The sequence below is a fragment of the Streptomyces cavernae genome (assembly GCF_004023625.1).
In the GTDB taxonomy this organism is placed as follows: Bacteria; Actinomycetota; Actinomycetes; order Streptomycetales; family Streptomycetaceae; genus Streptomyces; species Streptomyces cavernae.
Genome location: NZ_RPDJ01000067.1, coordinates 15,738 through 32,186 on the forward strand (window position 1 = coordinate 15,738; position 16,449 = coordinate 32,186).

General features: G+C 75.2%; 2 protein-coding genes. Both read right to left on the reverse strand.

Features of this window, described 5'->3' with window-relative positions; translation table 11 throughout:
- Positions 1-365: 365 nt before the first annotated feature.
- Positions 366-10,835: a type I polyketide synthase gene (locus EF387_RS43665; RefSeq protein ID WP_128382158.1), complete on the reverse strand. Its 10,470-nt coding sequence runs from the start codon at positions 10,833-10,835 to the stop codon at positions 366-368.
- An 18-nt stretch (positions 10,836-10,853) separates the two neighbouring features.
- The coding region (locus EF387_RS49610; RefSeq protein ID WP_128382159.1) for a type I polyketide synthase at positions 10,854-16,449 on the reverse strand (5,596 nt) is incomplete at its 5' end.

Consider the following 16,449-nt stretch of genomic DNA (forward strand, 5'->3'; position numbering starts at 1 on the left):
CTGCGGCCCGGCGGTCGATGACCGCCGGGCCGCTTCGTGCGCGGAGGCCGGCCACCCGGTGGGCGGAGCCCGCAGGCGCTGCGCACGAAGGGCGGTCGCCCGTCGGTACCGGACCGCTGTACGTACGGCACCGGGCCGCTGTACGTACGGTTGCCGGTCGTCGTGGCGGGCGGAGCCGGCTTCCCGCCTGAGACGACCGGTCTGCACCTGCGTGGCGAAGTGCCCGCACCACGCCGCCGAAACGCGCACCCCGTGGGGCCGCCCGGTCCCCTCCTCACAACGCGGGAGCCGCCGCGGGGGACGCCGGGACGAACGACGGCCCGGCCCCTCCCCGTGGAAGGGCCGAGCCGGTCGCCCGATCGGGGTCAGTGCCTCAGCAGCCAGTCGTGGATCGCGGCGGCCGTCTCGTCGGCGTACTGCTCGATCATCGTGTAGTGGTGGCCCGGGACGTCGACCACGTCGAGCGGGATCGGCCACGTCGTCTGCCACTCCTCGGCCGGCGGCTCCTCCCCTGGCTCCGCGCTGAAGCACTCGCTCGCCCGGACCAGCAGCGTCGGCGCGGCCAGTGGCTGGGGCTGCCACGTCTCGAACATCGAGAAGTAGGCCGCCATGGCCGTCAGGCGGACTCCGCTCATCCGGCCGAAGTCCTTCTCCAGCTCCAGCGACCGCTGCTCCATCACTGGCATGATGTACGCCGTCTGGGGGGTGCCGCTGAGGTAGGTGTCCAGCAGGACCACCGCCGCCGGGCCGTGGCCCGTCGACTCCAGGCGGTGCGCGACCGCGTGGGCCACCGAGCCGCCCGAGGAGCGGCCCGCCAGCACGAACGGCTCGCCGCCCGCGTGCTCCACGATGCGGGCAGCGAGGTAGCCGGTGAGGGCGTCCACGTCCTCCGCCACGCGCTCGCCGCCGACGAAGCCGGGCACCATCAACGACCACACGTCGCGCTGTCCGCGCAGGGCCTCGACCAGGCTCATGAACTCCTGGTCGGTCGACCACACCGACGTCGACGGGATGCCGATGATGCGCGGGTGCGCCGAACCGGAGGTCAGCCGCACCGGGGCGGGGCCGTCGACGTCCGTGTCGGCCGCCGTGAAGACCGGGCGCAGCGCGGCGGACATCGTCAGCAGCTTGGCCGCGACGTCGAACCGGCCCGCCCCGCACGCCTCGCGGTAGAGCACTTCCACGCTGTCGGCCACGGCCGTGTCACGGCTGGTTTCCGGCGCTTCGGGTGCGGTGTCGCCGAGGTCCGCCTCCAGCGCGGTGACCAGGGCCGTGACCGTGGGGTGGTCGAAGACCAGGGTCGGCGGGAGCCGCAGGCCGGTGGCCTCGGCGAGCCGGTTGCGCAGTTCGACCGAGGTGAGCGAGTCGAAGCCGAGTTCGGGGAAGGACCGGGCGCCGATCTCCTCGGCGCCGTCGTGGCCGAGCACGCGCGCGGCCTCGGTGCGCACCAGTTCCGTCAGGGCGTCGTGGCGTTGTGCGTGCGGCAGGTCGCGCAGGTCGGTGCGGGTCCTCGCAGGGCGGGGGCCGGGCCTGGCGGGGGTGCGCAGCACCGGCGGCACCCGGTCGCCGGTGCGGGCGGTGTCGAGGCGGATCGGGACCGGTGCCGGTTCGGCGCCGGCGCACGCGCTGTCGAAGGCGGCGAGGCCCCGGGCGGGGTCGAAGGGCAGGAGCCCGCCCTTGCGCATCCGGTCCCGGTCCTGGTCGCCGAGTGCGGCGGACATGCCCGCGTTCAGGTCCCACCAGCCCCAGGCCGGCGACAGTGCCGGCCGGCCCTCGGCCCGACGCCGGTGGGCGAGCGCGTCGAGGAAGGTGTTGGCGGCCGCGTAGTTGCCCTGTCCGGCGCTGCCGAGGACGCCGGCCGCCGAGGAGAACAGCACGAACGCGGAGAGGTCGAGGCTGGCGGTCATCTCGTGCAGTGCCCAGGCCGCGTCGACCTTGGGCCGCAGGACCTCCGCGAGCTGGTCTCCGGTCATCGTGGCGACGAGGCCGTCGTGCACGACGCCCGCGGTGTGGACGACGGCGCCGAGCGGTGCGGCGGGGTCGACCGAGGCCAGCAGGTCGGCCAGCGCGGTGCGGTCGGCGACGTCACAGGCCACCGCGCGCACCGTGGCGCCCAGGGCGGTCAGCTCGGCCACCAGGTCGCCGGTGCCGGGGGCGGCGGGGCCGCGGCGCCCGGCCAGCAGCAGGTGGCGTACGCCGTGTGCGACGACGAGGTGCCTGGCCACGAGGCCGGCCAGGGCGCCGCCGGCGCCGGTCACCAGGACGGTGCGTGCCGCGTCGAACTCCGCGGCCGGACCGCCGGTTTCCGCGCCGAGGCGGGCCAGCCGCGGGGCCCGCGCGACGCCGTCGCGCAGGGCGAGCTGTGGTTCGTCCGAGCCGAGCGCGGCGGGCAGTGCCGCGTACGAGGCCTCGCTGCCGTCGAGGTCGACGACCGACACCAGGCCCGGGTGCTCGTTCTGGGCGGTGCGGACCAGGCCCCACACCGGGGCGGCCGCCGGATCAGGCACGTCCTCGTCGCCGGCCGCGATCGCGCCGGCGGTCACCACCACCAGCCGGGCGGGCCCTCCGTGGTCGATGCGGGCGCGGAGGATGTCGAGCGCCCGCCGGGTGGTCGCGTGGGCCGCCTCCGGAACGGTCCCGGGGGCGCCGCCGCACGCGACGACCACGACGTCCGGCGCGGCCGTGTGCGGATCGTCGGTGGCGGTGACGTCCAGGCCGCTGTCGCGCAGCCGGGTGGCGAGCTGCCAGGGGTCCGTGCCGAGGACGGTCACCTGGGCCGGTGCCCGGCCGCCGGTGCCGGCGGCCGGCCAGTCGACGCGGTACAGCGGTGGGGTGACGCGGGGCTGCGCCGGGGCGCGCAGCACGAGCGACTCGACGGACAGCACGAGGTCGCCGTCGCCGTCGGTGAGTACGACGGAGGCCCCGTCGCGGCCCGAGGGGGTGAGCCGTGCCCGCAGGTGGGTCGCGCCGGTGCGGTGCAGGCGGATGCTGGTCCACGCGAACGGCAGTCCGGGGGGCACGGCTTCGCGGCCGGGCGCGCCGTCGCCGAGGACGCCGAGGGCGAGCGGTTGCAGGGCCGCGTCGAAGACGGCAGGGTGGAGGGCGAGGCCGTCGGCGGCGAGGTGGTCGCGCAGGTCGACTTCGGCGAAGAGGTCGCCCTTGTGCCGCCACAGCCGGCGCAGCCCCTGGAATGTGGGTCCGTAGTCGACGCCGCCCGCGGCGATGTCCGCGTAGAGCGTGTCGAGGGCGATCTCCTCGGCGTCCTGCGGCGGCCAGGACTCGGCCCCGGTGTTCTCCGTGCCGGCCTGGGCGACGCCCACGGTGGCGGACGCGTGGAGCGTCCACGGGTCGTCGGCGGCGGCTCCGGCCTCCCGGCAGCGGACGGTGACGGGCCGCTGTCCGTGCTCGTCGGGGGCGTCCACGCCGACCTGGACGTCCATGGCCGACGCCAGTACCAGCGGGGTCGGCAGCGTCAGGTCGAGGACGGTGTCGCATCCGGTGTGCAGGGCGGCCTGCAGAGCGAGTTCGACGAAGGCGGTTCCGGGCAGCAGCGGTGTGTCGGCCAGGACGTGCTCGGCAAGCCAGGGCTGTGCCGCGGGGTCGAGCCGTCCGGTGAGGACGGCCGCGCCGGAGTCCGCGAGGGTGAGCGAGGCCGAGAGCATGGGGTGCGTCACGGCGGTGAGGCCGGGCGGTGTGGCGGCCGTCGCCGGGGCGTTGAGCCAGTAGTGCTGGTGCTGGAAGGCGTAGGTGGGCAGGTCGACGCGGCGGCGGCCGGGGAGCACGGCGGCCCAGTCGACGTCGTGTCCCCGCAGCCAGAGGCGGCCGGCGGTCTCCAGGACGTCGGCGGCCTCGGTTTCGGGGCCGCGCACGGCGGCGAGGCCGTCCCCGACGAGGGTGCTCAGCGCCGGTGCCGGGCCGATCTCCAGCCAGGAGCCCATGCCGGCGGTGACGGCGTCGGCGAACCGGACCGTGCCGGTCACCTGGGCCACCCAGTACCGGGGGTCGGTGACGTCGGTGCGGCCTCCGCCGGTGGCGAGGACGGGGATGGCGGGCTCCCGGTACGCCACCGATTCGACGACCGTGCGGAAGCGGTCCAGCATCGGCTCCATCAGCGGCGAGTGGAACGCGTGCGAGACGCGCAACTGCCGTACGTGTACGCCGCGTTCCCGCAGTGTCCCGACGGCCCGGGAGAGTGTTTCCCCGGGGCCGGACAGCACGATCGAGCGGGCGCTGTTGACGGCGGCCACGGATATCCCGTCGCCGAGCAGGCCGGCGACCTCGGTCTCGCTCGCGCCGACCGTCCACATGGCGCCGCCTGGCGGCAGCGCCTGCATCAGTCCGGCCCGTGCGACCACGATGCGGCAGGCGTCCGGCACGGACCACAGGCCCGCCACGCACGCGGCGGCGAGTTCGCCGATCGAGTGCCCCACCACGGCCTCGGGCCGCACGCCCCAGGAGATCAGCAGCCGGGCGAGGGAGACCTCGAACGCGAACAGCAGCAGTTGGGCCGTCCCGGTCCGGTCGATGTCACCGGCCGGCGCCCCCGGTCCGGCCGCGAGGACCGGCGCGAGGTCGGCCAGACCCCAGGCGTCCAGGACGGAGGACGGCCACTGCGCGGTGATCTCGTCCCAGGTGTCGGCGAACACGGGGTAACGGGCGTGGAGTTCGGCTCCCATGCCGAGCCGCTGGGTGCCCTGGCCGGTGAACAGCCAGCCGAGGCCGCCCTCGACGGCGCTCTCGGTGGTGGGGGGCCGGCCGTCGGCGTGCACGACGGCGCCGTGCTCCAGGCGCGCCCGCGTCGACACCAGCGACCAGGCGACGTCGGCCGGTGGCAGTCCGGGACGGGCGTCGAGGAATCGGGTGAGCCGTTCCGCCTGGGCGTGGACGGCGGCCGGGCTGCGGCCGGACACGACCAGCGGCACGGGTCCGGCCGTGCCGGCGGGCTCGGAGGCCGGCGGCTCATCGGGTTCCTGCGGCTCCTGCGGCGCTTCCAGGATGACGTGGGCGTTGGTGCCGCTCATCCCGAACGACGACACGCCCGCCCGGCGCACGCGGCCGGTCTCGGGCCACTCACGCTGCTCCGAGACGACGTGCACGGCCCCGGCGGACCATTCCACCTGTCCTGTCGGCTCGGTGACGTGCAGGGTCGCCGGAATGACCCCTTCCCGCAGCGCGAGCACCATCTTGATCACCCCGGCCACTCCGGCCGCGTACTGGGTGTGACCGATGTTGGACTTCACCGAGCCCAGGTAGGCGGGGATCTCCCGGTCCTGGCCGTACGTCGCCAACAGCGCCTGGGCCTCGATGGGGTCCCCCAGGGCGGTCCCGGTGCCGTGGCCTTCCACCACATCGACGTCGGCGGGTTCCAGGCCGGCGCCGGCCAGCGCGGCGCGGATCACCCGTTGCTGGGAGGGACCGTTGGGCGCGGTCAGGCCGTTGGACGCGCCGTCCTGGTTGATCGCCGAGCCCCGTACGACGGCGAGCACGTGGTGGTTGTTGCGCCGGGCGTCCGACAGCCGCTCCACCACGACGACCCCGACGCCCTCGCCCCAGCCGGTGCCGTCCGCGCCCTCGGCGTAGGACTTGCACCGGCCGTCACCGGCGAGGCCGCCCTGGCGGGCGAACTCGGCGAAGACTCCGGGCGTCGACATGACCGTGACACCGCCGGCCAGCGCCAGGTCGCACTCGTGGTTGCGCAGTGACTGCACGGCCAGGTGCAGCGACACCAGGGACGACGAGCAGGCCGTGTCGACCGTGACCGCGGGCCCTTCCAGTCCGAGGACGTACGAGACGCGGCCCGACAGGACGCTGCCGGAGGTGCCGGTGAGCGCGTAGCCCGCGCCGAGCGCGGCCGCGGAGTTCATCGTCAGCGCGCTGTACTCCTGGGTCGTGCCGCCGACGAAGACGCCGGTCCGGCTGCCCCGTAACGACGTCGGGTCCACTCCGGCCCGTTCGAGGGCCTCCCACGACGACTCCAGCAGCACGCGCTGCTGGGGGTCCATCGCCATCGCCTCGCGCGGCGACACCCCGAAGAACCCCGCGTCGAACATTCCGGCGTCGTAGAGGAACGCGCCGTGTTCGGTGTAGGTGAGACCGGCCTGGGCGGTCATGGTCTCCCAGCCGCGGCCGGTGGGGAAGTCGCCCATCTCGTCTCGGCCTTCGGCCACCAGCCGCCAGAGGTCGTCCGGCTCGGTGACGCCGCCCGGGAACCGGCAGGCCATGCCCACGATGACGATCGGGTCGGTGGTGTCGGCGACCGGCGCGGCGACCGTCACCGCCTCGGTCCGGGCTCCGCCGAGCAGGCTGTCGAGTTCGGCGGCCAGTTCCCGCACGGTGGGGTGGTCGAAGAGCAGTGTCACGGGCAGGCGCAGGCCGGAGGCGGTCTGCAGCCGGTTGCGCATCTCCATCGCGGTCAGCGAGTCGACGCCCATGTCCTGGAACGCCTTCGTGATGCCGACGTCGCGCGGCGAGGGGATCCGCAGGACGACGGCGGCCTCGGCGCGGACGAGGTCGGTCAGGTGCTCGCGGCGTTTGGCCGGGTCGAGCCCGGAGAGCGCCTCCCGCAGCGACGTCTCGGTTGCCTCGGGTGCGGCACCGCCCTCCAGTGCCCGTACCGCCTCGGGGATGTCGGCGATGAGCGGGCGGCGGCGCGACATGGCGTAGCTGGGTGCGAACCGCTCCCAGTCGAGGTCGGCGACGGCGAGCACGGTCTCGTCGCGTTCGACGGCCCGGCGCAGTGCGGTGATGGCCGGTTTGGGCGCCATCATGCCGAAGCCGATGCGTCCCAGCACGTCCGCGGTGTCGCCGGTGGACATGCCCCCGCCCTGCCAGGCACCCCAGGCGATCGCGGTCGCCGGCAGCCCCCGTGTGCGGCGGTCGGCGGCGAGCCCGTGCAGGAACCCGTTGGCGGAGGCGTAGGCCGCGCTGCCGGCGCTGCCCCACATCGCCGCGCCGGAGGAGAACAGCACGAACGCGTCGAGGTCGAGCCCGGCGGTCAGCTCGTCGAGGTGCCGGGCGCCGGCGACCTTGCCGGCGGCGGCTTCGGCGAGGTCCTCGACGGTGGTGTCCGCCAGTTCGCGGTAGCCGAGGGTGGTGCCGGCCGTGTGGAGGACGGCTGACAGGGGGCGGTCTGCGGGGATGCGGGCGAGTACTCCGGCGAGGGCGTCGCGGTCGGCGACGTCGCAGGCCTCGACGGTGACCGGGATCCCGAGTTCGGCCACCAGTTCGGCGGCGCCGGGGGCCCGCCTGCCCCGGCGACTGGTGAGGACGAGGTGTTCGGCGCCCTCGGCGGCAGCCCAGCGGGCGAGGTGCGCTCCGATGCCGCCGGTGCCGCCGGTGATGAGGACCGTGCCCCGCGGCTGCCAGGAGCGGGAGGGCGCGGTGAGCGACAGGGGGGCGCGCACGAGCCTCCGGGCGAGGACGCCGTCGGGCCGCAGCGCGAGCTGGTCCTCCTGCGAGGTGAGCGCGGTGACGAGGCCCCGGCCGTCCCAGTCGGCGGGCAGGTCGACGACGCCGCCCCAGGTGGCCGGCCGTTCCAGGCCGGCGACCTGCGCGAGCGCCCACGCCTGGGCCGGTTCGCCCGTTTCGCCGGCGCACCGGGTCACGATCCAGAGGGCGGCGTCGAGACCCGCGTCGGCCAGTGCCTGCGCGGTGAGCAGGACACCGGTGGCCGAGCGGGGCACGACGTCGTGGCGGGGCTCGCGGCCCTCGCGCAGGGCGAGCAGCGAGAGCACTCCGGTGACGTCGGCGAAGCGGGACAGGTCGGCGGCGAGCGACGCGCGGTCGGTGGTGCCGGGCACCTCCAGCGTGGTGATGTCCGTGCCGTCCAGCGCGTCGAGCACGGCCGTGCCGTCGACGTCCTCGGGGACCAGTACCAGCCAGCGTCCGTCGAGGACGGCGCCGGGTGCGGGCGGGACGGGCCGCCACTGCGTGCGGTAGCTCCAGCCGTCGGTCTCCGACAGCTCCCGGCTGCGCCGCCGCCATGCGGCGAGGGCCGGCACCACTTCGCCGAGGGCGCCCTCCGCGGGTACACCCAGATCGGCGGCGAGGCCGGCCACGTCGGCGTTCTCGACCTTTCCCCAGAAGGCGCCGCCGAGCGGGTCCTCGGCGACGGGCGGGGGTTCGGGTGTGAGCCAGAACGTCCGGTGGTCGAAGGCGTAGGTGGGCAGCGGGACGCGCCGGGCGTCCGGGAACACCTCGGCCCACCGCACGGGCACCCCGGCGGTGAACGCCTCGGCCAGGGACCGGTAGCAGCGGCCGAGGCCGCCTTCGTCGCGGCGCAGCGAGCCGACCGTGACAACGGGGCTGTCGGCGGCCTCGGCCACGTCGCGCAGCGCCATGGCCAGCACGGGGTGCGGGCTGACCTCGATGAACACGGAGAAGCCGCGCGTCATCATCAGTTCGGCGGTGGCGGCGAACTCGACCGGCTCGCGCAGGTTGCGGAACCAGTACTCGGCGTCGGCGCCTGCCGTGTCGAACCGGTCGGCGGTGACGGTGGAGTAGAACGCGACGGACGAGGTGGACGGTTTCAGGTCGCGCAGTCCTTCGACGACGGGGGCGCGCATGACGTCGGCCTGGGGGCCGTGGGAGGCGAAGGTGGCGGATATCTTGCGTACCCGGACGCCGTCGGCGATGCAGGCGGCGACGAACTCGTCGATCGCGTCGGCCTCTCCGGTGAGCACGGTCGACGCCGGGCCGTTGCTCGCTCCGACGGACAGCCGTCCGGCCCAGGGCCGCAGCCGGCGCTCGGCCTCGTCGCGGCCCACCGCGACGACCGTCAGGCAGCCCCGGCCGACCATGCGTTCGACGGCGATCGCGCTGCGCAGTGTCACGATGCGCGCGCCGTCCTGGAGGGAGAGGGCCCCGGCGACGACGGCGGCGGCGATCTCGCCCTGCGAGTGGCCCACGACGGCGCCCGGCTCGACGCCGTAGGAGCGCCAGAGCTGGGCGAGCGACACCATGACGGCCCAGGTCACGGGTTGCAGTACGTCGACGCGGTCGTAATCGCCGTGCTCGACGACCTCGCGCAGCGACCAGTCGACGTGCGGCGACAGGGCCTCCTCGCAGCGGCCCATCCAGTCGGCGAAGACCGGCGAGGTGTCCCACAGTTCGCGGCCCATGCCGGCCCACTGGGCGCCCTGGCCGGGGAAGACGAACGCGACCTTCGGCTTGCCCGCCGCGCCTGTGACGACGCGCGGATCGGGCCGTCCGGCGGCCACCGCGTCGAGCCCGGCGAGCAGGTCGTCCCGGCCGGTGCCGACCACGACGGCGCGGTGTTCGAGTGCGGCGCGTGTGGTGGCGAGGGAGAAGCCGACGTCGGCGAGGGCGGGTTCGGGGTCGGCGGCGAGGTGTGCGGCCAGCCGCCGGGCCTGCCCGGCAAGTGCTTTCTCCGAGGCGGCCGAGAGCACGAACGGCAGGACATCGGGATCCGGACGGGTTCCGGGTGCGCCGTCGGCGTCGGCCGGGGCCTGCTCGATGACGACGTGCGCGTTGGTGCCGCTGATGCCGAAGGAGGAGACGGCGGCCCGGCGCGGCCGGCCGCGGTCCGGCCAGGGCCGGGCCTCGGTGAGCAGCCGTACGTTGCCGGCCGACCAGTCGACCTCCGGGGTGGGTTCGCTGACGTTCAGCGTCTTCGGCAGCACGGCGGCGCGGATCGCGTGCACGGCCTTGATCACGCCGGCGACGCCCGAGACGACCTGGGTGTGGCCGATGTTGGTCTTGATGGAACCGAGCCACGCCGGTTCGTCGCGGTCCTGGCCGTAGGTGGCCAGCAGCGCCTGGGCCTCGATCGGGTCGCCGAGGGAGGTGCCGGTCCCGTGCGCCTCGACGAGGTCCACGTCGGACGGCAGCAGGCCCGCGTTGGCCAGTGCGGCGCGGATCACGGCTTCCTGGGCCGGGCCGTTCGGGGCCGAGAGGCCGTTGGACGCGCCGTCCTGGTTGACCGCGCTGCCGCGCAGCACGGCCAGCACGGGATGCCCGTTGCGCTGGGCGTCCGACAGCCGTTCGAGGAGCAGGACGCCGACGCCCTCGCCCCAGCCGATGCCGTCGGCGTCGCCGGAGAACGCCTTGCAGCGGCCGTCGGAGGCGAGGCCGTGCTGGCGGGAGAGGGTGATGAACGCCGAGGGGGTGGCGAGGATGCCCGTGCCGGCGGCCAGGGCCAGGCCGCACTCGCCCTGCCGCAGCGCCTGGGTGGCCAGGTGCAGGGCCACCAGCGAGGACGAGCACGCGGTGTCCACGGTGACGGCGGGCCCGGCCAGGCCGAGGGTGTAGGAGACCCGGCCGGACAGCACGCTGCCGGAGCCGCCGGTCAGCGCGTACCCCTGGTCGCGGGGGGAGCTCATCAACAGGGTGGTGTGCTCGACGGCGTTGCCGCCGACGAACACGCCGGTGCTGCTCCCCCGCAGGGACAGCGGGTCGATGCCGGCGTTCTCGACCGCTTCCCAGGAGGTCTCCAGTAGCAGGCGCTGCTGCGGGTCCATCGACTCGGCCTCGCGGGGCGAGATGCCGAAGGGGGCGGGGTCGAACTCGCCCGCGCCGGACAGGAAGGCTCCCTGGTCGGTGTAGGTCTTGCCGGGCGCGTCCGGGTCGGGGTCGTAGAGCGAGGCGAGGTCCCAGCCGCGGTCGACGGGGAACCCGCCGATCGCGTCGACGCCGTCGGCGACCAGCTGCCACAGCTTCTGCGGGGTGTCGACACCCCCGGGAAAGCGGGCGCCCATCCCGATGATCGCCAGTGGCTCGCTCGCCCGCGCCTTCTCCTCCTGCAGCCGGGTGCGCGTCTGCTGGAGCTCCGCGGTCACCCGGCGCAGGTAGGTGCGGAGCTTGTCGTCCTCGGTCATGGTGTAGTCACTCCCGCCTCACGAGACGCCGAGGTCCCGGTCGATGATGTCGAAGAGCTCGTCGTCGGTGGTCGAGTCGAAGTCGGTGGCCGTGGTGCCGCGCGCCTGGTTGACCACGGTGAGCAGGTCGCGCAGCCGGTCGCCGATCGGGCCGCCGGCGGTGGCGTCGAGCAGGGGCAGGGCGCGTTCGATCCGGTCGAGTTCACGGGCGACGTCCGCCGCGTCGGTCAGCTCGGGCCGGCCCGGGCCGGGTTCGGGGGCGAGGGCCGCCTCGATGTGCGTGGCGACTTCGGCCGCGGTGGGGAAGTCGAATACGAGCGTCGCGCGCAACCGCAGGCCGGTGGCCGTGGTGAGCCGGTTGCGCAGTTCCATCGCGGTCAGCGAGTCGAAGCCGAGTTCGCGCAGCGGCCGGTCGTCGGTCACCTTCTCCGGGCTGCCGTGGCCGAGCACCGCCGCGATCTCACCGCGCACGATGTCCAGCACGGCGGCGGCGCGTTCGAATTCGGTGAGCCCGGCGAGCCGCTCCCGCAGACCGGTCGCCGCCTCGGCGGGCCCGCCGGCGGCGTCGGCGTCGAGGGCGGCCCGTGCTTCGGGGATGTCCTCGATCAGCGGCCGGTGGCGCATCATGGTGTAGCCGGGGGCGAAGCGCGCCCAGTCGATGTCGGCCACGGCAAGGGTCGTTTCCTCCCGTTCGACGGCCTGCCGCAGGAGGGTCAGCGCGGCTTCGGGGGCCATGGGCCGTACGCCGAGCCGGGCCAGCCGCTCCCCCATTTCCGCGTGGTCGGTGAGCATGCCGCCGGCGCCCCACGCGCCCCACGAGACGGAGACCGCGGGCAGACCGCGCCCGCGGCGGTCAGCGGCGAGGGCGTCCAGGGCGGCGTTCGCGGCCGCGTAGGCGGCGTTGCCCGCGCTGCCCCAGACGGCGGCACCGGAGGAGAACAGGACGAACGCGTCGAGGTCGAGCCTAGCGGTCAGCTCGTCGAGGTGCCGGGCGCCGAGCACCTTGCCGCGGGCGGCGTGGGCGATCTCGGCGACGTCCAGCTCGCGTACCTCGCGGTAGTCGCCGACACCGGCGGCGTGCAGGACGGCGGTCAGCGGGTGCTCGGCGGGAATGTCCGCCAGTACGGCGGCCAGCGCGTCCCGGTCCGCGACGTCGCAGGCGCCGAAGCCGACCTCCACGCCGGCGGTCCGCAGCTCCTCCCGCAGTTCCTGCGCGCCGGGGGCGTGCGCGCCGCGTCGGCTCACCAGCAGGACGCGCGACGCGCCCTGTCCGGCGACCCAGCGTGCCAGGTGGCCGCCGATGCCGCCGGTGCCGCCGGTGATCAGCACCGTGCCGCGCGGCTGCCACGGCCGGGTGACCCGCCCCGCGGGGGCGCGGACGAGACGGCGGGCGCTCGGGCCGTCGGCGCCGATGCGGAGCTGGTCCTCGTCCGAGGTGAGCGCGGCGACGAGGTCGGCGCCGGTCCAGCCGGGTGCGAGGTCGATCAGGCCGCCCCAGCCGTCCGGTTCCTCCAGCCCGGCGATCTGTGCCACGGCCCGGACCTGGGCCTGGTCCGCGCGCGTGTCGACCTCGGTGGTCAGCAGCCACCGCGGCGCGGCGACCCCCGCTTCGCTCAGGGCGCGCAACAGCCGTGCGGTGCCCGCGAGTCCGGCGGTCAGTTCGGGGTGCTCGGGGTGCGGTTCACCGTCGAGGGCGAGCGAGGAGACGACGCCGGCGAGGTCCCCGGTGGCGGCGAGCGCGTGGCCCAGCCGGGCGAGGTCGGCTCCTGCGGGCACGGGGAACGGGACCACGTCGGCCCCGGCGCCGGCGAGCGCGGTCCGGACCCGCTCGGCGGTCTCCCCACCGGCCTCCGGTTCCACGCTCAGCCACCGGCCGGTGAGCGCGCCGCCCGTGGCGTTCCCGACCGGTTTCCAGATCAGCCGGTAGCGCCAGGAACCGAGCCGGGACTCCTGGCGCCAGCGGGCGAGCGCGGGCACCAGGTCGGCGAGGGGGGTGTCCGCGTCGACGTTCAGCTGCGCCGTGAGCGTGGTGAGGTCGGTGTCCCGCACGGCGGACCAGAAGGCGTCGTCGCGCGGGTCGCCGCCGGTGCCGGGCGGGCGTGCCTGGAGCCAGTAGCGCGTGTGCTGGAAGGCGTAGGTGGGCAGCGGCGTCCGGCGGCCGGGCGGCAGGACGCCGGCCCAGTCGACCGGGACGCCCCGGACGTACGCCTCCGCGAAGGAGGTGAGGAGCCGGTCGAGGCCTCCGTCGTCCCGCCGCAGGGTGCCGATGGTGGCGATGTCCACGGCGGCCTCGTCCGCGGTCTCCCGCACGGCCATCGCCAGCACGGGGTGGCTGCTCATCTCGGCGAACACGGTGAAGCCGTCGTTCAGCAACTGCTCGGTCACGTCCGCGAAGCGGACCGGCGAGCGCAGGTTGCGGTACCAGTAGCCGGCGTCGAGTCCGGTGGTGTCGAGCGGTCCGGCGGTCAGGGTCGAGTGGAACGGCACGTCCGAGGCGGTGGGCGCGAGTCCGGCGAGCCGGTCGGCCAGCGGCTCCTCCAGCACTTCGACGTGTGCGGAGTGCGACGCGTAGTCGACGGGGATGCGGCGGGCCCGGACGCCGTCGGCCTCGCAGGCGAGCAGCAGTTCGTCGAGGGCGTCGGGCGGTCCGGCGACGACGCACAGCCCGGGGCTGTTCACCGCGGCGATCGACAGGGCTCGGTCCCGGGTGCGGAGCAGCTGTTCGAGGTCGGTCCGGCCGAGGGAGACGGAGGCGAGGCCGCCGTGTCCGGCGAGGTGGGAGCGGATGAGCCTGCTGCGGACGCTCACGACGCGCGCGCCGTCGTCGAGCGACAGCGCACCGGCCACGACGGCGGCGGCTATCTCGCCCTGCGAGTGTCCGACCACGGCGTCCGGCTCCACGCCGGCGGCCCGCCAGACCTGGGCGAGTGACACCATGACGGCCCATGAGACGGGCTGCACGACGTCGACGTCGGTGAGGTCCCCCCGGTCGACCACCTCGCGCAGCGACCAGTCGGCGTACGGGGCCAGGGCCGCTTCGCAGCGGTTCATCCAGTCGGCGAAGACCTCGGAGGTGTCCCACAGTTCGCGGCCCATGCCGGCCCACTGAGCGCCCTGCCCCGGGAAGACGAAGGCGACCCGGCCCCGGCCGGACTTCTCACCGCGCACGACGCCCGCCTGCGGCCGTCCGCTCGCGACCGCCTGGAGGCCGGTGGCGAGAGCCGCCCGGTCCGGGGCGACGACGACGGCCCGGTGGGCGAGGGCTGTGCGGCTGGTGACCAGGGAGTGCGCGAGGTCGGCGAGGGCGGGGTTGGTCCGGTCGAGGTGGGCGGCGAGCGCCGCGGCCTGCGCCGCGAGAGCGTCGGGGCTGTGCCCGGAGACCACGAACGCCAGCGGTCCGGGGGCGGTGGTGGGTGCCGCTGCCGCGGGTGCCCCGCCGGTCCGCCGCTCGCCCGTCTCGGGGTCCGGTGCCTGTGCTGCGCCGGGCTGCGCGGGTGCGCCCGGCCCGGGGGACGGCGGCGGGGCATCAACGCCGGAGTCGGTGCCGGTCAGGGCGTCGGACAGCGGTTCGGTACCGGCACCGGTCAGGGCGTCGGACGGCGATCCGGCACAAGCACTGGTCGGTGCGTCGGACGGCGGTTCGGCTTCGGCACTCGTGGGTGCGGCGGTCGGGGCCTGCTCCAGGATCACGTGCGCGTTCGTGCCACTCATGCCGAAGCCCGACACGCCGGCGCGGCGCGGATGGTCCGTGCGCGGCCAGGGGCGGGTCCGCGTCAGCAGTTCCACCGCTCCGGCGGTCCAGTCGACCTCCGGGCTCGGCTCCTCGGCATGCAGCGTGGCCGGCAGTTCGGCGTGGCGCAGTGCCTGGACCATCTTGATCACCGAGGCCATGCCCGCCGCGTGCTGGGAGTGGCCGATGTTGGATTTGATGGAACCCAGGTAGAGCGGGACGGGCCGGTCCTGACCGTAGGTCGCCAGCACCGCCTGGGCCTCGATCGGGTCGCCCAGCGCGGTACCGGTGCCATGTGCCTCCACCACGTCCACGTCGGACGGTCGCACACCCGCGTCGGCCAGGGCCGCGCCGATGACCCGCTGCTGCGCGGGGCCGCTGGGTGCCGTGAGGCCGTTGGAGGCGCCGTCGGCGTTGATCGCGGAGCCGGTGAGCACGGCGAGTACGTCGTGGCCGTTGCGCCGCGCGTCGGAAAGCCGTTCGAGGGCGAGCATGCCGACGCCCTCGGCCCAGCCGGTGCCGTCCGCGCCGGCACCGAACGCCTTGCACCGCCCGTCCGCCGCGACGGCGCCCTGCCTGCCGAACTCGGCGAACGTGCCGGGGGTGACCATGACGGTCACGCCGCCGGCCACCGCCAGGTCGCACTCGCCGCCGCCCAGGGACTTCGCCGCCAGGTGGAGGGCCACCAGCGACGACGAGCAGGCCGTGTCGACGGTGACCGTGGGGCCTTCGACGCCGAGCACGTAGGAGATGCGTCCGGACATCACGCTCGACGAGGCGCCGGTCGCGGTGTAACCGCTCGTGCTCTCCGGGGAGTTCACCAGCAGCGTCGCGTACTCCTGCACCGAGCCGCCGACGAACACACCGGTGCGGCTGCCGCGCAGCGACGACGGGTCGACGCCGGCGGACTCGAACGCCTCCCAGGCGGACTCCAGCAGGAGCCGCTGCTGGGGGTCCATCGCGAGGGCTTCGCGCGGGGAGATGCCGAAGAACTCCGCGTCGAACCCGGCCGCGTCGGCTAGGAATCCGCCGGCCACGACGTCGGTGTCCGGCCACTCGTGCCAGCCGCGGTCGGCGGGCACCGGGCCGACCGCGTCGCGGCCCTCGCGCACCAGCTCCCACAGGTCGTCGGGGTCGGCGACCCCGCCGGGGTAGCGGCAGGCCATGCCGACGATCGCGATCGGGTCGGCCGACGACGCCGTCGCCCGCTCGGCCCGGTCGTCGGTGCGGCCGAACAGTTCCGCGGCCAGGTGGTCCGCGAGCGCGAGGGGTGTCGGGTGGTCGAAGACGAGGGTTGCGGGCAGGGCGAGGCCGGTCGCGCCGCGGAGCACGCCGCGCAGTTCGACGGCCGTGAGTGAGTCGAACCCGATCGACTGGAACGGCTTGTCCAGTGGGACGTCTCCGGGTGAGCCGAGCCGCAGCACGGTGCCGACGGCGCGGAGTACGAGGTCGGTGAGCCGTTCCCGGCGCCGGGCGGGCGTGAGCGGGTTCAGTTCGCGACGCAACGCGGCGGCCGCGCCGTCCTCGACGGGCTCGGGGTCGGCGGGAGCGGCTTCGGGAATGTCCTCGATGAGCGGGCGGCGGCGGGCGACGGCGTAGTTGACGGCGAACCGCGCCCAGTCCATGTCCGCGACGGTCAGGTGGGTCTCGTCGTCGGCGATCGCCTGGCCCATCGTGGTCAGCGCGAGCCGCGGTTCCATGAGCCGCAGACCACGGCGCTCAAGGGCCTCGGCATCGGCGGCGGAGCTCATGCCGGCGTCCCAGCCGCCCCAGGCGAGGGACGTGGCGGGCAGGCCGCGCCCGCGGCGGTCCACGGCCAGCGCGTCCAGGTACGCGTTGCCCACCGCGTACGCGCCCTGCGAGGCACCGCCCCAGGTCGCCGCA

Excerpts from the sequence above, each read along its gene's own strand:
- EF387_RS43665 (WP_128382158.1), bottom strand. The coding sequence starts at position 10,835 with ATGACCGAGGACGACAAGCTCCGCACCTACCTGCGCCGGGTGACCGCG.